This is a genomic window from Streptomyces sp. NBC_00989 (assembly GCF_045162655.1).
In the GTDB taxonomy this organism is placed as follows: domain Bacteria; phylum Actinomycetota; class Actinomycetes; order Streptomycetales; family Streptomycetaceae; genus Streptomyces.
On sequence record NZ_CP108728.1, the window covers coordinates 11,568,260 to 11,585,982 of the forward strand.

Below are 17,723 nucleotides of genomic sequence, written 5' to 3' on the forward strand. Positions count from 1 at the left end.
ACGCCCTGCCCATATCGAGGTCTGACCGTCGTAGAGGACTCGAGCCGTTCAGATGGTGTCGGCATGGTCTTCCGCCCGTGCGGCGAGGGGCTGCAGGACACCCTGCAGGTCGTGGCCGACATCAGTGAAGGCGTACTCGACGGCCGGGGGAGTGGTTGGGAAGACCGTGCGCGAGACGATGCCGTCCCGTTCCAGGGGGCCACGAATCGAAACGCCACAAAGCGCGTTTAGCGACGTCCGGAGCGCAATCGCAGCGCTCTCCGAAAGAGGAGGTCTGATGATGGGCTCGGAAATGAACCGCAGGGCGATGATCGGCAGTTCGCTGTCCGCGCTGGCCGCGATGAGCATGTCGTTCCCGGCGCAAGCGCGGCCAGCCGGGAGCACGGTCGTGGCGGCAACCCGTTACGGCAAGGTGCGCGGAAGACGCGAGGAAGGCATCGCCAAGTTTCTCGGCGTGCCCTACGCTACGCCGCCGCTCGGCGAACTCCGATTCAAAGCCCCGAAGCCGCCCACGCGGTGGTCCGGCGTACGCGATGCGGTGAGCTTCCCCAACCCGGCATTCCAGGTGGCGGGTGGCGAGATGGGGCCAGGTGGCAACGGCCGGATGCCGGCTCCCTCCGAAGACTGCCTCTACCTCAACATCTGGACCCCTGCCGCCGATGGCAGGCGGCGGCCGGTGATGTTCTACAACCACGGCGGCGGCTACATGATCGGTTCCGGCTCCGCCACCGGGCAGGACGGCACCCACCTGGCGCAGCTCTACGACGTGGTGGTGGTCGAGTCCAACCACCGGCTGGGCCTGCTGGGGTACCTGTTCCTGGGCGATCTCGCCGGCGGCGACTACGCGGCCAACCAGGGGATGCTGGACATTCTCGCCGCGCTGCGCTGGACCAGGGAGAACATCGAGAACTTCGGCGGCGACCCCGACAACATCATGGTCTGGGGCGAGAGCGGCGGCGGCGCCAAGACCGCGGCCGTCTACACCATGCCGGCCGCCGTGCCACTGTTCCACAAGGCCTCGATCGAGAGCGCCGCGCCACTGCGCTTCCCCACCCGCGACGGTGCCAACGCTCGGGCCGGACGCACACTGGAGTTACTGGGACTGACTACGACCGACATTCCCCGGCTCCATGACATTCCGGCCGCCAGGCTGCTCGAGATCCAGCAGTCCGAGGCCGCGAACGGCGTCCCGCCGTGGGGCGACCCCGGCGCGCTCCCCGGCTTCGGCGCCTTCGTCGACGGCGCCGTCATCCCCCGGCACCCCTTCGCCGACGGCGCCGCGCCCTACTCGGCCGACAAGCCGCTGATGTGCGGCACCTGCCGCGACGAAACGGTGTTCTTCAGTCTTTTCGGGCCGCCCGACATCTTCCGGATCGACGAGGCCGGACTGCGCTCCAGACTGAGCAGCACGTATCAGGGCGCCGAACTCGACGAGATCATCCGGACCTTCCAGGCGTCGCGGCCCGGCGTGACGCCGGCACATCTCTATTTCGCGATCACCACATCGCCCATCTGGCGCGACGCGATCAAGATCGCGGAGGCCAAACGGGCGCAGCACGCCGCGCCCGTGTTCATGTACCAGCTCGCCTACCCGAGCCCGACCCTGGTGCCCGGTACCGACTTCCCCATCGGCTCACCGCACGCATCGGACATCAACCTCAAGTTCGCCAACACCGACAAGGACCTCGACTACATCCTCAACAAGGACCAGTCGCCGGGACGGCTGGCGACCGCACGGCACATGAGCGAACTGTGGGCGGGCTTCGCCCACACGAGCCGCCCCACGGCAGCGGGCGTGCCGAGCTGGCCCGCCTACACCCTGACCGACCGCGCCACGATGTGGCTGGACGCCAGGTGCCGGATCGTCAACGATCCGGACAGGAGCGAAAGAATGTTCTGGGAGAACCATGCCTGAGCTTCGCGTATGAGGTCGCAGGTCACTCGGGCCTGCTGAGATCCTCGGGAATCAGGGGCACGTGACGCAGCCGTCCCGTCAACGCTCGCTCCACTGTCGGCCTCGGTGAACCGTTCAAGCCGACCTCCAACGACCGGCGGGACGTAGGCCCGACCGACGTCCTGATCGACATCGCGTACTGCGGGGTCTGCCACACCGACGTCAGCCGCGCACGCAGCGAGTTCGGAACGACGACGCACCCGCTGGTGCCCGGACACGAGATCGCCGGCATTGTGTCAGCCGCCGGTGCCGACGTGACCAGGTTCTCGCTCGGTGACTGAGTGGGCGTGGGCTGCACCTGTCCGGTAAGCCGCGCCCACGCCGCCCGGCAACGAGCAACACCTTTAGTACTGCAACGGTCTTTGCCGTGACTGCTGGCCAGTTTCAGGGGCTGTGTCCCCGTCGTTTGTAGTGGCTGATGCGGGCTTGATGTTGGCGTATGCGGCGCCAGGTTGACCAGTTGAGGATGTGGTCGACGGGTGGGGGCCGGCGGTCGGTGAGACGGGCGATCAGACGTCTGACCTCGGCGAGGCTGAGGTGGATGAGCTGGGAGGATCCGTTTCTGCTTTGTCTGTGTCGAGTTGGCGGGCGCGCAGGACGGTCAGGCAGGCGTGGACTGCCATGGCCAGGGTCATGTGGCGGTGCCAGCCGGGGTAGCGGCGGACCTGGTAGTCGTCCAGACCGCATTCCTGTTTCGCGGTCTGGAAGCATTCCTCCACGGCCCAGCGGCTGCCCGCGATGCGGATCAGTTCATCAAGGGTGGTCTCGGCCGGGCAGTAGGCGATGTAGTAGGAGATCGCCTCAGGGCGGCTGATGCTGCGGCGCGCGATCACCCAGTGCCGGCGGTCGGCCCGGTGCCAGGGGCGGACCTCGACCCGGGCCCAGTCGAGGATTTGCCGGCCGTGGGCGCCGTCGCCGCAGGAACGGCGTTTCCACTTCTGCCGGGGCAGGCCCGGGAACAGGTCGTGGACCGGGTGGTCCAGGGCCCAGCGGGTGACGACGGTGTCGTGGCGGGTGGTGGCCATGACGTGGAAGACATCGGCCTGTTCAAGCTCGAAGCGCCAGCCCTTGGAGAAGCCATAGAAGCCGTATCTCAACCGAACGTGATCGCTTGATTTCGGCTGGTCAGGCATGGTCTAGCTCGGAATGAGGGAGGCATCCGGCGTCTTGTTTCCGCTCCATGAGCGAGGGGTGCGCAATGGCGTCGGTGCTGGGAATGCTGGAGGAGCGGGAGACAGCGGCCCGGGTGCGGGTGGAAGGGCTGCGGGAGGAAGTCGCCCGGTTGGCTGGGGTGTTGGAGGCCGCTGAGATTGAGCTGGACCGGCGGGTGATCGCGCGGGAAGAGCTGGTCGAGGCCCTAGCAGCCTCGGCTGTCGAGACCACCGCCGTGATCGAGGCCGAGGCGGAGCGGGAAACCGTGCCCTCACCCTCGCCGCCGGGCTCGATCGTGCCGCCTTGGCGCGAAGGATTGCCGGTGACGGTGCTGGCGCCGGACTACCAACGGATCCTGGGCGTGCTCGACGAGCGGCAGCCGGCGGGCCAAGAACCCCTGAAGGCCAAGGAGATCACGGCGGAGCTGGGCCTTCAGACGACGTCGGCGAAGGTCGAGGGGGTGCGCTCGAAGGCCAGGCGCCTGGCGGAGCGCGGGTGGATCGTGCAGGAGACGTCGGGGATGTTCAGCGCCGACCGGCGGCCTGTGCCCGCGCCAGACGCCGCCCCATCCGCGTGACCATCGACCACCGGATCATCGCCTCGCTGCTGGCCGGCAACGTCTCGTAGTCCCAGGCCAGTCGGCGCGAATGCATCAACCACGCGAACGTGCGCTCCACCACCCAGCGCCTCGGCAGCACCACGAACCCCTCCATATCGTCGGTGCGCTTGACGACCTGAAGGGTGAGCGCGAGTTTGTTCCGGCACTAGTCGGCCAGGCCGCCGGTGTAACCGCCGTCGGCCCAGACCAGGCAGATGTCACGGTGCAGGCGGCGCAGCCGCTGCAGCAGGCCCGCTGCGGCATCCCGGTCCCCGACGTTCGCGGCGGTCACCGCGACGACCAGCAGCAGACCGAGGCAGTCGGTCACGATGTGCCGCTTGCGGCCGCCCACCTTCTTCCCGCCGTCCCAGCCGCGCGAGACGGACGGCACCGAGGCCGCGGCCTTCACCGACTGCGCGTCGATGATCCCGGCCGTCGGCTCCGCCTCACGCCCCTCCCGCTCACGCACCCGTCCGCGCAGCCGGTCGTGGAACTCTGTGATCAGCCCGTGCTCGCGCCAGCGGCGGAAGAAGGCGTAAACCCGGCCCCAATCAGGGAAGTCCACGGGCATCGCCCGCCAGGAGATCCAGCCCGCGACCAGGTAACGGATCGCGTCCAGCAGCTGGCGGTGGCAGTAGCCCTCGGGCTGCCCGCCTCTGCCCTGGAGCCAGGCCGGCACCGGCAGCAAAGGCCGGACGGCCGCCCATTCCGCGTCCGACATGTCGGAGGGATACCGGCGTTCCCGGTCCGGATGGTCGGCCGCGTTGCCGTACACATGCGCAAGGCAGTCACACGATGGAGCAGCCGGGTTGAACTGAACGGGTTCGGGCGCGTACAACAACGACACCAGGGCCTCCCGGCACTGTTCGGTCGGATTCGCATCCCCGAGCTACCGAGAGGCCCTGTCTTCATGCGCGTACCGCCGGAAGATCACCCGGCCAGGAACCCTGTTCGATCTGCACGTCCGTGATCCGTTGAGCGGCTTCTCACTGAAGGCGACGTGGGATCGACCAGATCCCCTCCAGCGGTGCATCAGTCCTGGATGAGGGCCAGTTGCTTCTGGATTTCGCGGGGGTTGGTGTCGCCGGCGACCTTCTGCAGGAGCAGGGTGTGGTCGAGGATGAAGTCGCGGACCGGCCGCAGTGGTGCCGGCGCGTGGTGGAAGACCTGGCCGAGAATCCATGCCTGCTGGACCTGCCGGGCGGTGTGGGGCTTGCGCGGGTCCTCGTAGCTTTGCAGCGCACGCTGTACGGCGGTGAGGTCGGTGAGGTCGACGCCACGCAGGGCCCGGCCGAGGAAGTAGCCGTCCTCGATGGACATGCCCGCGCCGTAGGCGGCGTAGGGGGAGGTCGGGTGTGCTGCGTCGCCTACGAGGGTGGACCGTCCCTTGGACCACTGCTGCAGGCGGGGCCGGTCGCGCAGCACCCAGCGTTGGACGTTGTCCGGCTCTGTCTGGGCGATAAGTCCGGGCAGGGGCGCGGGGAACTCCGCGGCCAACGCGGTGGCCGCGGCCTTGAGGTCGGACGGTGCCGGGGCGTCGGGGTCGGTGGCGGTGAGTACCCACCACTGAGCTCTGTTCATCCTGAAGTAGCAGTTCAAGGGGCTGGTGTGATCGGTCTCCGGGATACTCATGCTGGTCGTGGGCGGCTGTCTGCGGCGAAGATCGTCTGTCAGCGTGCGACTTCGATGTTGGTCAGCACGAGCAGGGCGCGCAGGAGTGCGGTTGCGTGATGCGCGTGCAGGCGGAGCTTGGTGATGATGCGCCAGTTCTTCAGGTGCGCGCACACTTGCTCGCAGACCGCGCGCACGGACGCGATCAGCTTCGATGAACTCGTTGGCCACGTCGCGCAAACGTCGGCTGACCGCGTGGGACCGGGACTCGACCCTCACCTGTAGGCCACGGTCCTGCAACGACTCGATCGTCGGCAGGAAATCTCCGTCCCCAGCGGTCAACACCGCCGCTCACCGTTGGACGCCTTCATGCATTTGAAGGAGTCTTCCATCATCGTGGTGCTCAGCGCGGCGTCGACCTGCTTCTCGTCGTGCGTGAACGAGCTCCGATCGAAGGTCACGACCTGGAAGCCGGCGTCACGGCCTTGGCCATCAGGCTGAACCCGGGCCCGGGAGGAGGTCGACGTCGTCGGCGTGCATCGGCTCTCCGCAATGACTGCAGCGCGGGTCGACGTGGCCGATCTGCCCGCAGGCATGGTGGCGGTACAGGACGGGAGGCCCGGCCCCGCCGGCGAGCCAGCGGTCACCCCACCGCGCCATCACCATGAGCATCTCGACGAGGTCGGCGCCCTTGGCGGTGAGGTGGTACTCGTAGCGGGGGCGGGCGTCGTAGGGCAGCCGCTCGAGCACACCCTGTTCGACCAGGTAGTTGAGCCGTTCGGTGAGTACCTTGCGGGAAATCCCGAGGTCAGCCTGGATGTGGTCGAAGCGGCACACCCCAGCCCACACGTCGCGCAGGATCAGCGGCGACCATGGCTCGCCGATCACGTCCAACGTACGCGCGATGGAACACGTCATCTCCCCGAACCCCGTTCGCTGCATGGAAGCAATCTAACAAGTGGGGTTCCTTTAAGGAACCCAGAGTGCTACGTTCCTCAGCGTCTCTTGAAGAAACCTCGAAAGGGATCCGATGACACTCATCAGGCGCTTCGACCACGTCGGCATCACCGTCGCCGACCTTGACGCAGCGACTGCGTTCTTCGTCAGCCTCGGTCTGGAAGCCGATCGGAAGATGGCCGTCGAAGGCGAGTTCCTGGACACGGTGATCGGCATGACGGACGCCCGCACCGAGATCGTCATGCTGCGGGCGCCCGGCGGAGGTACGACGCTGGAGTTGTCGAGCTTCACCCGGCCGAACCACCTCCCGGGTTCACCTGCTGCGCCGGCCAACGAGCTGGGCCTGCGCAACGTCGCCTTCGAGGTGCACGACCTCCAAGCCGCGGTCGACCATGCCGCAGCCAACGGCTACGGCATGGTGGGAGGCATCGGCGAATACGAGGGCGTGTGGCGGATGGCCTACGTCCGCGGGCCCGAAGGAATCATCGTCTCGTTGGCCGAGCACATCGAGAAGTAGGGAGACCCCATGAGTACGCACGTGACTGACGAACAGATTCGGGCTCTGGCCGCGACCGCGAAGCCCTATAGCGTGGCGCTCCTTCGATGGGGACCGGAGCGGACCATGGACGGCGCGGACGCGATCGAACTCGAGCATCAGCGACGCATGGTGTCGCTGCGCGCTGAGGGAGTGATCGCGATCCTGTGCCCGGTCGCCTCCGACACCATGGCCGGCATCGCGATCATGACCGTGCCGACCGAGGAAGCAACGCAGATCATGGCCGGCGACCCCTGCGTGCGAGCTGGAATGATGCGCTGCGAGGTCCACCCGTGCCACGGCTTCCCCGGAGACGCCCTCCCCGCCTGAACGATCCCGGCCAGGGCAATCAGCCCCTACCCGATCCTGGTGGTGGCGTGGGCGGGTGATGGCGTGCTCGTGCTGGTCGGCGGGGCCTGTCTGGTGTGAAGATCGTCGGTCAGCGGGCGATCTCGTGCTGGTTGAGGATCATCAGTGCCCGGACGAGCCGGGTGGCCCACTTCACGTCGAGGCGGAGCTTGGTCAGCACGCGCCAGTTCTTCAGGTGCGCGAACGCGTGTTCACACACTGCCCGTTCCGCGGCGATCAGTTGGTTGACCAGCTTCTTCGCGGGCAGGAGCAGCTTGCCCTTCGGCTTCTTGTAGCCGGTGATGACTGCCGGGTCGCCGGCGTCGTCGTCCAGGCCGACGAAGCCGAGGTCGGCGATGGCGGCGAGGCCGGCCTCACGCAGCCGGCCGACCAGGTCGTCGTGGCGGCAGGCGGTGATCTCCGAGCCGCGGGCCGGGCGGGCGGTGGAGGTCCACAACAGCCGCCCCTTGACATCGGTCAGCGCGATGACCAGCAGCCCGTGCCGCTTGTGCTTCGCGGACCAGCGGCGTCTCATGGGCAGGCCGGTGCGGCGCTGGGTGGGTATCAGCGAGCCGTCGAGAAGGACGACACTGCCACCCTCCCGGGCGATTCTCGCCAGCACACGCTGAAGTCTGGGGGCCCGGGCGGCCAGCAGCTCGGTCATCTCCTTCAGCCACCGGTCGAGGGTGGTGCGCGAGAGGTCGTTGCCGCCGGCGAGGTCGGACAGGCGCTGGTCATGCCGCAACGCGGCCAGCACGAGCACCGCGATCCGCCCGGTCGGCAGCTTGCGCCACCGGGAGCCGATCTTCTTCAAGTGGGCGCTCAGCAGCCCGGTCAGGTAGCGCAGGGTCTGCGTGGACAGCGGCAGCCGGCACTGGTAGACAAGCTCGGTGTGGTCCCCGGCCGGGACGGTTTTTGTAGGCATACATCATCAACCCGGGCCGGGGGCCCGCCCGTTACGGCCTGCGGGCCGCGGATCACAGCCGGGTGGTGAAGGTGCCGTTCGGCAATTTGTGCAGCCAGCCCCGATCGGCCAGCTTCGACAGCTTGCCGCGCAACGGCTCCAGCCGGCCCGGCACCGAGGCGTCGATCCCCAACTCGGCGCCGACCGCCTTGACCATCACCGGCCCGCCCCCTGCCTTCACGATTTCAAGCATCCGCTGGTAGTCGGCGGGCAGCGCGGCCGCATCCACCACCTCGCTGCGGTGCGGCACCTTCAGCACCGACCGGCCCGCGACCTGCACCCGCTGCGGCGAAACGGCCGCGGCGACGGTGGCAGCCTCGGCCTCCTGCTCGTACAGACGACGCAGTACCCGCTCCGCGACGGCGAGTTCCTCGCGCTCGGCGTCCACCTCGGCAAGCTGCTTGGCCAGCACCTCGGCAAGCTGATCCAGCTCTGCGCGGCGAGCTGAGATCTTCTCCAACGACGACACGGTTCCCCTCCTGAACGACCAGGCACCCCGCCCACGATCCTAGAAACCCCGCCGCCGGCAGCGCGGCCAAATCCGGAAACGCCCAACCACGACATGTCAAATGATCTACGCGCCAGACACCCGCCCCCGACCAGGGCGAGTACGCCACCGGTCTCCCACGCCAGCACCACTGACCAGCAGAGATTCAGGTTGTGCACCTCTCACTGGAAGCCGTCGCGGCCCTTGTGCCGGATCGATGTCCAGCTTCCCTGCACGGTCCTGCTGTGCGTCAGGACGGACTTGTTCGGTTCGGTGCCGTCGACGTTGGTGAAGGTGAATCCGCCGAAGATGTGCAGTCGGTGCTCGCGCTTGGGTGTATCCCCCCACAGCGTGCGCCGTACCAGCGAGTCGATGCCGTCGGCGCCGACCAGTACGTCGTGCTCGGCTGTGGTGCCGTCGGCGAAGTGCAGAGTGACCGCGTGGTCGTTCTGCTCGATCCGGGTCACCTGCTGGTTGAACCGGAGGGTGCCCGGCGGGATGGCGGCGAGCATCCGCTCGTACAGTTCGGGCCGCAGCAGTCCGATGAACCCGCCGCCGTATGCACGCTTGGTCTCCGGGTCTTGCCTGACGTGCGCGCGCACGTGGCCCCGGAGGTTGCGGAACTCGGAATCCGTGGGGGAGCCGAGGTCTTCGGTGTCCACTCCGAGGATGCGGAGCGCCTTCAGGGGCGGCGGCCACAGGTTGAGAATGTTGCCGGCCGGCCGCGCCTCGCGGTAGCGCTCGTAGACGGCGACCTCGTGACCGGCCTGGGCTATGGACAGGGCCGCGGCCATACCGGCCGGACCGGCGCCGAGGACGGCGACGCAGCCGCCGGGGTTGTTCGGCATAAGCATGGGAACACCTCGCGTCATCGAGAGGAAACAGTAGCAAGCGCTACTGTTAGCCGCAGACTGTAGTGTGGACTACGGTTCGGTCAAGACCTGTGCACGCACCCGGGGAACGAGAGGCTGAGGTCATGGGCGAGGCCCAAGCAGCGCAAGCGGCCGATTTGGAGATCCGGCCGCCCAGGCAGCATCGCAGTCGCGAGGCGTGGAACCGGGTGCTCGATGCCGGAGTGTCGATCCTGGAGGACGGTGGGTACGAGGCGTTCACCATCGCCGCCGTATGTGAGCGGGCCGAGGTCGCGCCGCCGGCCATCTATGCCCGCACCACCAGCAAGGACGCTCTCTTCCTTGCCGTCTACGAGCACGGCATCCAGCACCTGCGCGCGGAGCAGCAGGTCTTCTCCGACAACAGCCGATGGGCAGACCTGTCCGCGGCCGAACTCGTCCGCGCAGCAGTGGCCGAAACGATCGGCATGTTCCTGCGCCACGAACGATTCCTACGGGCCGTCGTCCTGACCTCCGCGTCACATCCTGAGATCCGGCGCCGAGGCTCCCGCTACAGCCAGGAGCTCGGGAACGGATTCGCCAAGGTGGTCCTTCGGGTAGCGGACGCCATCACGCTCCCCGATGTCGAGACTGCGGTGCACTCCTGCTTCAGCACCGTCTTCGCCGCGTCGGTCATCCGTGTCGCCTACGGCCCGGGATTTGCCAGGCCGGCAACTGTCGAGGACGACGCCTTCATCGCTGATCTGGCAGAGACGGCGGTGCGCTATCTGCTGTCTGCCTGACGGCTTTCGTCCCGAACCTCTGTCATCTACGGCACCACTGTCCCCCAGCATGACCACACAGTGACGGGATCAAGCGCTGACACGCACGACCGAAGCACCCGGTTCAAAAACAGGCTCTAAGCTTGTTTTTTATGGTTTGTGAGCTTTGAGCTGACTACGTTCGGTGATGCTTTCTGGGCGCCTGGTCGATTTGCCTACGTCGTAACGGGTGGCGGGTCGCCGGTTCTTCGAGCCGAGTGGGCGTCCTGGTCCGGGAGTTGAGGGTTTGGGTGCACGGGCAGGACTGTGCAGGTGGGGGCGGAGGTTCCTGAACCCCCGGCGGACGCGGGCGGGGGTGAGCCGGGCGGGTTCAGCCCGCTTCTCCCAAGGGCGGCGGAGATCGGCTGCGGCCTCGCGGGTGAGCCGAAGGTGGGTATGCGCTGCGATCACGAGCCACGTCCACCGATCCGCGGCCTCAGGGCTGCGGAGCCTGGGACGTGTCCAGCCGAGCGTCTGCTTTACGAAACGGAAAGTGTGTTCCAGGTCGAAGCGCCTCAAGAACGCTTGCCACCGCAGGTCGACGTCCTCGCCGGTCATGCCGGTCCTGGAGGACCACAGCCAGACGGGCAGCGGGTCGTGACCGCCGGGCAGATGGTCCACCTGGAGGCGGATCAGGGTGCCCTCGATGATGGGGAGTTCGCCGTCGTGGTCGATCCACGCGGAGCGGGTGGTGAGCCGCGGGTGGATACGGTCCCAGGCCATCGCCTTCGCGGTGCCGTAGCGGTCGGTGACCTGCACCGTCTCCGCGTTGGGCTCGCCCCAGGTGTCGGGCCTGGCGAAGCGGAACTCCTTGCCGTGCTTCGGCGGTCGCCCGCCCTGGGGATAGGACAGGGCGTACTCCTTGAGCGAGGGCGCCGGACGGCGCATCACCCGGTCCGCACGCATGCGTCCGAGGACCTCGACGGGCAGGCCGTCGAGGAGGTAGGCCATGCGCGGGGCGTCGTAGCCGGCATCGAAGACGACCAGGATGTCGTCGTCACCGGCTTCCCACTGCCCCTGGCCGATCAGGTCGGTGACGACGCGGCGGACCTGGGCTGCGGTGACCTCGGCGACATCGTCGTCCGGGCCGAACCGGACCGCGTCCAGCAGCTGGCACCACGACGTCCGCCCGGTCTCCAGCGCGGCGACGAACGAGTACGGCCAGCCGGGAATGAACTGGTCACTGGAGCGTCCCGAGCGTCCGTAGACATGGCAGAACAGCCGGTCCGGGCTGGTCGGCGCGTCGGGCCGCAGCCACGCGGAGACATCGACGGCCAAGACCAGGCGCCCGTCGGCGGCCTTGGGCTGCGGCAGCATGGCCAGCGCCCTGCGTAGCCAGGCCACGTCGATGCGGCCCTGGTTGAGCGCGTCGTACAACGCGCCGTGCCCACGCCGGTGTTCGGCCAGCAGCGTCAGATCGACCGGCGAGGTCACCGGGCCGTCCCCGCAGTGCATCGCGTCCGTGAGTTCGAACAGGGTGTCACCGCGCCGGGTCAGACATGTGTAGAGGTCCTCTCGAAAGTGGGACGTTAAGCCGAAAGCCTCGTCCCGGGCATCGTGGTGCAGCAGACTCACCCCTGCGGCCTTCGTATGAGTGCGGTTCTGTGACGGAACGCATGCTCATGCGAGGGCCGTCCGCCTGTCCCGCGAATGCCCAGGTGGGTGAGCCTGTACGACGCGCTGTTCGAGGTCAGCCGCCAGCTGGCGAGCAAAGAAGACCAGGCCGGGGGGCACTATGGCCGAGTGGATACCGCAGAGACTCCGGCCACCCGCAGGCTGCGGGCGAGGAGTTCCATCTCGGGAAGGGTTCCCGAGAACTCCCCGGCCAGCACGCGTCTTAGTTCGGCCTTGACCTCGGTCAGGCCAAGGCCGAGTTCAGCCCGCAGCACTCGCATGATCGCGATGCTCATTCCCTGTGGGGAAGTTACCCGCAACCTCGCCGCTCCGTGCTCGGAGAGCAACTGATCGCGGAGGTCCGCCGGCAGTACGCCATCGCACACAGCCACCGCGAACCCACAAGCCGAGCAGATGACCTCAACGTCCCACCGCAAAGAGCCGCCCACCAGGGCCTGGACGCCGCAGCACTCCAGCCGGGCACCGCAGTCTTGGCATACCGCCGAGTACTTGATGGACTCCAATACTGCCTGCCTCATCCCCGCGACCTGTCCCATCGACGGCAACCCAGTCGCTCCGAACCGGTGGTCCTCTCAAACGATCTGGGTCTCGCGGAAGTGGTGAACTGCCGTATCGCCCGGAGCGGGTTCACACCTCGCGGAGCAGTAGGAAGCCGTCCCGCTGACGGATGACGACGCCCAGGTCGGTACGTGCGCCGGGCTTGGCCCGGCAGATCAGGCTCACCCGCTCACCGGAACCGACTTCGACAGGTACTTCACCACTGGAGCACCAGGAAATCCTCACCTGGACGGCATGCGAGCCCACGGCGACGGGGATGTTGACCAACTCCCCGCGCCGCAGCCGGCCGACGCGCTCGCCGTCGATGTAGACCTCATAGCGCCGCAACTGCGCATAGGAGTCCGCGTCATCGCGATAGACGGACACCTCGGTGCCTGCCGAGGCAGGACCACCCGACCCGACGGACCGCGGTCTCACCCCCGTGGCCTTCTCCCTCGCCAGCAGGAAGGCCGGCTGTCCGGAGACCGCCACCATCACCTGGGCAGCAAAGCCGAGAAAAAAGACTACCAACCCCGCCAAGGTCACGACGAAGGCCGCCACCGATCCCGCACGGTGCCCGGTTCCACCGGCGGGGAGCCAGGCACCGCCCAGAAACATCACCGATAGACCACTCAAGCACGCCGCATCGAGCAGCGAGGCACGTTCGAGCCTGGCCTGCTGCTTGGGTCCGAGGGCGAGGCGGCGCGCGAACGCCGCCACCGGTACCGCGGGCGCGTAGGGATCCGACCAGCGCCGGATACCCCTCGCCCAGGATCGAGCCGCCAGTACCCCAAAGATGAGGGCTCCCCCCAAAGCGGCCCAGGAAGGCATCACTAGAACCAGCTTCCACCATCGGCGATGACATTGTTGGTCACATTACTGGTCACGCATCCGACGGCGAGTCCAACGACCGTCCCCGACCCCTGCTCCGGGAAACGATCACCCTCCACATGGGAAGCGATCACCAGCGGCCCCGTACTTCGCTGGCCAGACCTGCTCGTCAACCCCCCTCCCCGCACCAGAGGTTAAACGGCAAGCTAAGCGGCATCCGCGGTCACCCAGGTGAAGGGGATCCTGTCCGCGATCGCCCGGCGGACCATCGCCTTGGCCATGGCCACCTTCGTCTCGAAGCCGATGCTGTCCTCCACGCCGGCCCGTCGGCACCGTTCCCGGTCATCGGTCCAGGAAGTGGGCAGATACAAGCGGCGATCGATCAACGTCCGCCCGAGCGAAGAGGCATAGGCAAGGAAGACGCCGATCTGACAGTTCTCCGTCCTCCCGGCCGTACCGGAGTACTGCCTTTGCACGCCAGCCGAACGGATGCCCTTCTTGAGGAACCCGGTGTCATCGACGATCAGCACGGCGTCCCGATCTCCGAGGTGTTCGGCGACATAGTCACGGACGTCGTCCAGGACCTCGTCGGCGTCCCACTCGATCCGGTTCAGCAAACGATGCATGCGGTCGGGACCCGCGTGACCGGCTTCTTCCGCGAGCGTCCAGCCGTTCTTCCGTTCCAGCGGAGCAATCAGCCCCCGCATATAGGCCAACGCCGACTGACGCGGCTCCTCCCGGTTGAACCGGTGCACGAACCGCTCATGCACAGCACCCAGTTCACCGGCCCACAACCTGACATCAGCAAGGTCCCCACCCATAACCACGCCAACGACCGAACTGGCCAGCAGTCACGGCAAAGACCGTTGCAGTACTAATGGTGTGTCTCATCTGGTTCCCCCCAGTGTGTTGCTGCTGGGCGGGATGTCCCCACTGGCCCTATAGGGGGTCAAATGGATCCAGGTATGCAGTAGTTGAGAGACGGCGAGGACTGAAGGCGGCTCACGGCGCCCCGGTGCCTAGAATCGGGAGGTGTGCGGCTATCACCGCGTCGACCGATGCCGTGGTGAACATCGGCACGTCGACTGCTCCGGCCCGGGAGGTGCCGAACCGGACCTCCCGCCATTCCGTGGGCGTTATCCATTTCAGGGCCTGCATGTGGTCGAACTCGACTCGCCTCACCCGGAGATGAGCGGCGGCCTGGTCGGGACCGAGCGGGGTGTTGGCGGCGACCAGGTCGGCCAGGTCCTCGCGCTCGCACACTGTCGCGGGCCGCCGCGGTGTCCCTGTTGAACAGGGGCGCCGCACGTCGCCTGGAGCAGACCGCGTGACCGGTGGAGCGTCAGGCGCTGGGCTCCGGAAGCAGCCGGGCGGCAGCTGAATCTCGGCTACACCACATGGGTGGCGTCGTGAGCGGCGGCGAGCTGCCGGGCGTCGACTTGGCCCGGGTCGCGCTGGAGACGACGAAGAAGAACCGCGGCAACACCCGTACGACGAAGGCGAAGCCGCGTACGACGTCGGTGGTCCGGCGCGACGGGCGCGAGCCGATGGGCCTCGCGATCGGCGCGCGGGTGACCGAGCGGGCCCCGCGCCGCTCCCCGGCACGCGTACGGGCCGGGGAGCGGCGACCGACCGGCCCGCGCTGCTCCTGCTGAGTATCGTCAGGTCAGGGGCACAGGCCACTGTCGGAGTTGTAGTAGATGTCGATCGAACCGCTCCAGGTCATGCACAGGCCGGGCTTGGGCAGGTCCTTGTATACCGGGCCGGCGAAGGTCGTGTAGGAGCCGGCGTCCCTCGCCGGGGTGCTGCTGGTCGGCCAGGTGTCCAGGGTGACCTCCATGAACACGCGGACACCGGGCTTGCTGCGCACCGTGACGGCGCACCACTTCTTGTCCGCGGAACTGTAGGCCACGTAGGTGGTGGCGGCCACAGTGGTCTGCGAGGACTTGATCGGAGTCGAGGTGAAGACCTCGTACCCCGTGCCGCATGCCCCGTTGTATGCGCCCGCTGTGGCGGCCGAGGCCGGCGCGGTCGCGGCGAGCGTGCCGGCCAGGGCCAGGACGGCAAGGGCGCCAACGGTGGCTGCCTTGTGGCGGATCGACTTCATGGTGTTCCCCCTGCTGGAGTCATGGCGGGACGGCCGGTCCTTGCCGTCCACGCAGAGTGAGACCGAGCAGACCCACCGACAGTTGTGGGCATTTTTGTCGCGGTCCTGCCACCGGTGTCACAAGGGCCGTTACGACCATTCGAACCCAGGGCGCTAACGGCACGCAGACCACCACTGCAACCACACCGCGAGCAGCCACTACGGCTGTGGCTGCCACTCACCCAGGACCGTCCGCAGACCGGGCACGGCTGACGTCCAATGAACCCAGTGATTCCGGGACCTGACGGCGGCTCCGATCCAAGTCCCATGAACACTTGGTGAGTCCGTGCCTGCTCCTGCATCTTCCCCTGGGCTGGGGACCCCGGGCTCCATTGCCCAGCCCGGCGTGTCCTCGTTCGTGGCCACGGCTTTGGTGACCGCTCCGTCCGGCTCGATCAGCAGCCCACGGCGGGAACCGTCGGCCGGCGGGAGACCACCGTCACGCGGTTCCGGCCGCTTGTGTTCCGAACGTTGCGGGTGCGGGGTGAGGGTGATTCGTCATGCTAATGAAAGACGAATATATATAAAGACATATTCGTGGAGCCATAGTGGGGCCTTTGGGTGTCAACCAGTCACGGCAGTGCCCGGCGCTAGCGGGCGGCCGAGCACCGAAAACAAGTCCCTTCATGGCAGACGTCAAGGTTGGGCTGTACGTACGTGTGGAGGCCAAGCCCGGCAAGGAGGAGGAAGTCGCCGCCTTTCTCCGCGGGGGCCTCGGCATCGTGCAGGAGGAGCCCGGCACCGTCGCCTGGTTCGCCGTGCGCCTGAACCTGACCGCCTTCGCGATCTTCGACGCCTTCTCCGACGGCTCCGCACGCCAGGCCCACCTCGGAGGTCGGCTGGCCGCAACCCTGATGGCACGAGCCCCCAAGCTGCTCTCCCAGCCGCCTTCCGTCGAGCAACTCGACGTTCTCGCCCACAAAGTTCCCTGAAGACCGGAACGGCGTGTGCGTGGTGACTGCGTACGGGGGAGCCGCTGGTGGCCCCGGCCTCGGGAGCGGGACCATCGAGTCGGCGGATGTGGGATCAGCGGGTGCGCCGGGTCAGTGCTGCTGGATCCACCAGATGACCCACCCGGTCGCGCTCGCGCTCACGGCGTCGGCGGAGCCGCGGAGGACGCCGTAGCCCGCCGTACGGGCGAGCGCGCAGGCGACGGGCGCCTTCCAGTAGCTGCCGCAGCCGGGTCCGGATCTCGGACCGGATGTGGCGCAGCTTGCCGTTGCCCTGGTGATGTGTGCGGGCTGCAGTGCCTGGTTCGAACGGGACACGCGGAGGCCGATGCATCGGTCCGCTGAGCGGCACACGTGTGGCATGACGATGGCTCCATCCCCAACATGAGGGACATGCGGGGCCCGCCGACTATGGAGGAGGGCACCGTGGGAAGCCGGGCGCGCCGGGTCGCCGGTGAGCAGCAACAACATCAGCCCCAAGCGGGGGGCTCTCTTACTTTGCTGCCGGACCGCTGAGAGCCGGCGCCATGCAGGAAACGGGGACCTCTTATGCTCACACTCGCCCGTCTGGGCAGGCTCGGCCTGGCGGTTGGCACGGCAGCCGTTCTGGCTATCGGCTTGTCCACCGACGCTCAGGCCGCCACGGGAGCGCTTCGGTACTTCTCGGTCAGCGGCCAGGAGTTCCGGATCACCAACCCGCCGGACAACGTCTGTATCAACCTCCAGGTCCAGCCAGATCTCATCGCCAACCAGACGGACAAGACGATGAGTGTCTACTCCGGCGCCAACTGCACCTTTTTTGTCTTGAACCTGGACCCCGGTCGCTCGGTGGCCCATATCGGAGGCCCCCGCTCGGTGTTGTTCATCGGCTGAGCGGGACAAGGCTCGGCTTCCAGGCGTATCACCGAGCGGGAGATGTCTGAGAACGCCGCACATGAAGCGGCCGGTCCGGGGCTCCTCGGACCGGCCGCTTCATAGCGAGGGTCAGCACAACGACTGTGTCCTCATGCCCAGTCCATGCCGGCCCCCGGAGTGCGGCGAGTTGTTCGGCGGTGAGTTTGTGGCGCCTTGCGCGGGTGTTGGAGATCCATACGCCCAGCTTCACGGTCACCGGTTCCGTCTCGCCGTCGACCGGGATCTCTTCGATGTGCCCGCGCGGCACCGTCCGGCCTGCGACTTCCCGTTCTACCCACTGCGTGAGGGCCGTCAGGCCGCGTTGGAAGGCCTGTTCCGCCTTGCTCGGGCCCGTTTCCGCCGTGCGCTTCGCCGCAGGGTCGGGAGACGGCGCCTGGGCGGGTGTCACTCCCCACGCCGTCAGTCGTTCCTGCTGTTAGGTGGACAGCTGTGCCCAGGTGCTTGCCTCGCGT

At 67.5% G+C, this 17,723-nt stretch carries 23 protein-coding genes and 5 pseudogenes; 9 read left to right on the forward strand and 19 right to left on the reverse strand.

Going from position 1 to position 17,723, the window contains the following annotated elements; translation table 11 throughout:
- Window positions 1-48: 48 nt before the first annotated feature.
- The gene (locus OG714_RS52330) at window positions 49-348 is read right to left on the reverse strand and encodes a winged helix-turn-helix transcriptional regulator (protein WP_406131523.1); all 300 of its coding nucleotides are present in this window, start codon (window positions 346-348) and stop codon (window positions 49-51) included.
- On the opposite strand from OG714_RS52330, the gene OG714_RS52335 reads away from it, so the two are divergent.
- Together OG714_RS52335 and OG714_RS52340 are read left to right on the forward strand one after the other, a co-directional pair.
- Window positions 341-1,915 (forward strand): carboxylesterase/lipase family protein, encoded by a 1,575-nt coding sequence (locus OG714_RS52335; protein ID WP_406131524.1) that lies wholly within the window; start codon window positions 341-343, stop codon window positions 1,913-1,915. The two genes, OG714_RS52330 and OG714_RS52335, sit on opposite strands and share 8 nt — an antisense overlap.
- Before the next feature lie 158 nt (window positions 1,916-2,073).
- Window positions 2,074-2,235, forward strand: a pseudogene (locus OG714_RS52340) (alcohol dehydrogenase catalytic domain-containing protein); the annotation flags it as partial.
- 228 nt (window positions 2,236-2,463) lie between these two features.
- Here the strand turns inward: OG714_RS52340 and OG714_RS52345 are convergent.
- A pseudogene (locus OG714_RS52345) lies at window positions 2,464-3,036 on the reverse strand (IS701 family transposase); the annotation flags it as partial.
- Between the two features lie 116 nt (window positions 3,037-3,152).
- On the opposite strand from OG714_RS52345, the gene OG714_RS52350 reads away from it, so the two are divergent.
- Window positions 3,153-3,683 carry a hypothetical protein gene (locus tag OG714_RS52350; RefSeq protein WP_406131525.1) on the forward strand — a complete coding sequence of 177 codons (531 nt, stop codon included), beginning with the start codon at window positions 3,153-3,155 and terminating at the stop codon, window positions 3,681-3,683.
- Here the strand turns inward: OG714_RS52350 and OG714_RS52355 are convergent.
- The 6 genes and pseudogenes from OG714_RS52355 to OG714_RS52380 all read right to left on the reverse strand — a co-directional run bounded on the left by OG714_RS52355 (window position 3,631) and on the right by OG714_RS52380 (window position 6,257).
- A pseudogene (locus OG714_RS52355) lies at window positions 3,631-4,425 on the reverse strand (IS5 family transposase). The gene OG714_RS52350 and the pseudogene OG714_RS52355 sit on opposite strands and share 53 nt — an antisense overlap.
- Window positions 4,426-4,736: 311 nt before the next feature.
- Window positions 4,737-5,285 (reverse strand): FAD-dependent monooxygenase, encoded by a 549-nt coding sequence (locus tag OG714_RS52360; RefSeq protein WP_406132235.1) that lies wholly within the window; start codon window positions 5,283-5,285, stop codon window positions 4,737-4,739.
- 89 nt (window positions 5,286-5,374) lie between these two features.
- On the reverse strand, window positions 5,375-5,512 hold the full coding sequence (locus OG714_RS52365) for a hypothetical protein (RefSeq protein WP_406132254.1): 138 nt from the start codon (window positions 5,510-5,512) through the stop codon (window positions 5,375-5,377).
- A 73-nt stretch (window positions 5,513-5,585) separates the two neighbouring features.
- Window positions 5,586-5,660 (reverse strand): annotated as a pseudogene (locus OG714_RS52370) (hypothetical protein); the annotation flags it as partial.
- On the reverse strand, window positions 5,654-5,776 hold the full coding sequence (locus OG714_RS52375; RefSeq protein WP_406131526.1) for a hypothetical protein: 123 nt from the start codon (window positions 5,774-5,776) through the stop codon (window positions 5,654-5,656). The pseudogene OG714_RS52370 and the gene OG714_RS52375, both read right to left, overlap by 7 nt.
- Before the next feature lie 31 nt (window positions 5,777-5,807).
- Window positions 5,808-6,257 (reverse strand): winged helix-turn-helix transcriptional regulator, encoded by a 450-nt coding sequence (locus tag OG714_RS52380; RefSeq protein ID WP_406131527.1) that lies wholly within the window; start codon window positions 6,255-6,257, stop codon window positions 5,808-5,810.
- Between the two features lie 88 nt (window positions 6,258-6,345).
- On the opposite strand from OG714_RS52380, the gene OG714_RS52385 reads away from it, so the two are divergent.
- Window positions 6,346-6,789: a VOC family protein gene (locus OG714_RS52385; protein ID WP_406131528.1), complete on the forward strand. Its 444-nt coding sequence runs from the start codon at window positions 6,346-6,348 to the stop codon at window positions 6,787-6,789.
- A gap of 9 nt (window positions 6,790-6,798) precedes the next feature.
- On the forward strand, window positions 6,799-7,137 hold the full coding sequence (locus OG714_RS52390; protein WP_404128071.1) for a hypothetical protein: 339 nt from the start codon (window positions 6,799-6,801) through the stop codon (window positions 7,135-7,137).
- A 109-nt stretch (window positions 7,138-7,246) separates the two neighbouring features.
- Here the strand turns inward: OG714_RS52390 and OG714_RS52395 are convergent, their stop codons facing one another.
- The 3 genes from OG714_RS52395 to OG714_RS52405 all read right to left on the reverse strand — a co-directional run bounded on the left by OG714_RS52395 (window position 7,247) and on the right by OG714_RS52405 (window position 9,460).
- Window positions 7,247-8,080, reverse strand: a complete 834-nt coding sequence (locus OG714_RS52395; RefSeq protein WP_406131529.1) for a transposase family protein — start codon at window positions 8,078-8,080, stop codon at window positions 7,247-7,249.
- A gap of 52 nt (window positions 8,081-8,132) precedes the next feature.
- The gene (locus OG714_RS52400; protein ID WP_406131530.1) at window positions 8,133-8,588 is read right to left on the reverse strand and encodes a hypothetical protein; all 456 of its coding nucleotides are present in this window, start codon (window positions 8,586-8,588) and stop codon (window positions 8,133-8,135) included.
- A gap of 200 nt (window positions 8,589-8,788) precedes the next feature.
- Window positions 8,789-9,460: an FAD-dependent oxidoreductase gene (locus OG714_RS52405; protein ID WP_406131531.1), complete on the reverse strand. Its 672-nt coding sequence runs from the start codon at window positions 9,458-9,460 to the stop codon at window positions 8,789-8,791.
- 122 nt (window positions 9,461-9,582) lie between these two features.
- Here OG714_RS52405 and OG714_RS52410 point away from each other — a divergent pair, with 122 nt between their 5' ends.
- A complete protein-coding gene (locus tag OG714_RS52410; RefSeq protein ID WP_406131532.1) occupies window positions 9,583-10,239 on the forward strand; it encodes a TetR/AcrR family transcriptional regulator in 657 nt (218 codons plus the stop codon).
- Window positions 10,240-10,368: 129 nt separating this feature from the next.
- Here OG714_RS52410 and OG714_RS52415 read toward each other — a convergent pair whose 3' ends face one another.
- The 5 genes and pseudogenes from OG714_RS52415 to OG714_RS52435 all read right to left on the reverse strand — a co-directional run bounded on the left by OG714_RS52415 (window position 10,369) and on the right by OG714_RS52435 (window position 14,523).
- Window positions 10,369-11,826, reverse strand: coding sequence for an NF041680 family putative transposase (locus OG714_RS52415; protein WP_406132237.1), 1,458 nt, complete (start codon window positions 11,824-11,826; stop codon window positions 10,369-10,371).
- 164 nt (window positions 11,827-11,990) lie between these two features.
- Complete coding sequence (locus OG714_RS52420; RefSeq protein WP_406131533.1) at window positions 11,991-12,167, reverse strand: hypothetical protein; 177 nt, start codon at window positions 12,165-12,167, stop codon at window positions 11,991-11,993.
- Between the two features lie 352 nt (window positions 12,168-12,519).
- Window positions 12,520-13,149, reverse strand: coding sequence for a hypothetical protein (locus tag OG714_RS52425; protein WP_406131534.1), 630 nt, complete (start codon window positions 13,147-13,149; stop codon window positions 12,520-12,522).
- A gap of 320 nt (window positions 13,150-13,469) precedes the next feature.
- Window positions 13,470-14,081: pseudogene (locus tag OG714_RS52430) on the reverse strand (IS701 family transposase); the annotation flags it as partial.
- Between the two features lie 181 nt (window positions 14,082-14,262).
- Window positions 14,263-14,523, reverse strand: a complete 261-nt coding sequence (locus tag OG714_RS52435) for a hypothetical protein (RefSeq protein ID WP_406131535.1) — start codon at window positions 14,521-14,523, stop codon at window positions 14,263-14,265.
- A gap of 134 nt (window positions 14,524-14,657) precedes the next feature.
- On the opposite strand from OG714_RS52435, the gene OG714_RS52440 reads away from it, so the two are divergent.
- Window positions 14,658-14,915, forward strand: a complete 258-nt coding sequence (locus OG714_RS52440) for a hypothetical protein (protein WP_406131536.1) — start codon at window positions 14,658-14,660, stop codon at window positions 14,913-14,915.
- 11 nt (window positions 14,916-14,926) lie between these two features.
- Here OG714_RS52440 and OG714_RS52445 read toward each other — a convergent pair whose 3' ends face one another.
- Window positions 14,927-15,367, reverse strand: a complete 441-nt coding sequence (locus OG714_RS52445; protein ID WP_406131537.1) for a hypothetical protein — start codon at window positions 15,365-15,367, stop codon at window positions 14,927-14,929.
- Window positions 15,368-16,032: 665 nt separating this feature from the next.
- On the opposite strand from OG714_RS52445, the gene OG714_RS52450 reads away from it, so the two are divergent.
- A complete protein-coding gene (locus OG714_RS52450; protein WP_406131538.1) occupies window positions 16,033-16,338 on the forward strand; it encodes a putative quinol monooxygenase in 306 nt (101 codons plus the stop codon).
- A gap of 111 nt (window positions 16,339-16,449) precedes the next feature.
- Here OG714_RS52450 and OG714_RS52455 read toward each other — a convergent pair whose 3' ends face one another.
- Window positions 16,450-16,674: a hypothetical protein gene (locus OG714_RS52455; RefSeq protein WP_406131539.1), complete on the reverse strand. Its 225-nt coding sequence runs from the start codon at window positions 16,672-16,674 to the stop codon at window positions 16,450-16,452.
- A gap of 231 nt (window positions 16,675-16,905) precedes the next feature.
- On the opposite strand from OG714_RS52455, the gene OG714_RS52460 reads away from it, so the two are divergent.
- Window positions 16,906-17,229: a hypothetical protein gene (locus OG714_RS52460; protein ID WP_406131540.1), complete on the forward strand. Its 324-nt coding sequence runs from the start codon at window positions 16,906-16,908 to the stop codon at window positions 17,227-17,229.
- 28 nt (window positions 17,230-17,257) lie between these two features.
- Here the strand turns inward: OG714_RS52460 and OG714_RS52465 are convergent, their stop codons facing one another.
- Entirely contained in the window at window positions 17,258-17,659 is a 402-nt protein-coding gene (locus OG714_RS52465) for a helicase associated domain-containing protein (RefSeq protein WP_406131541.1), read from the reverse strand.
- Window positions 17,660-17,723: the final 64 nt, after the last annotated feature.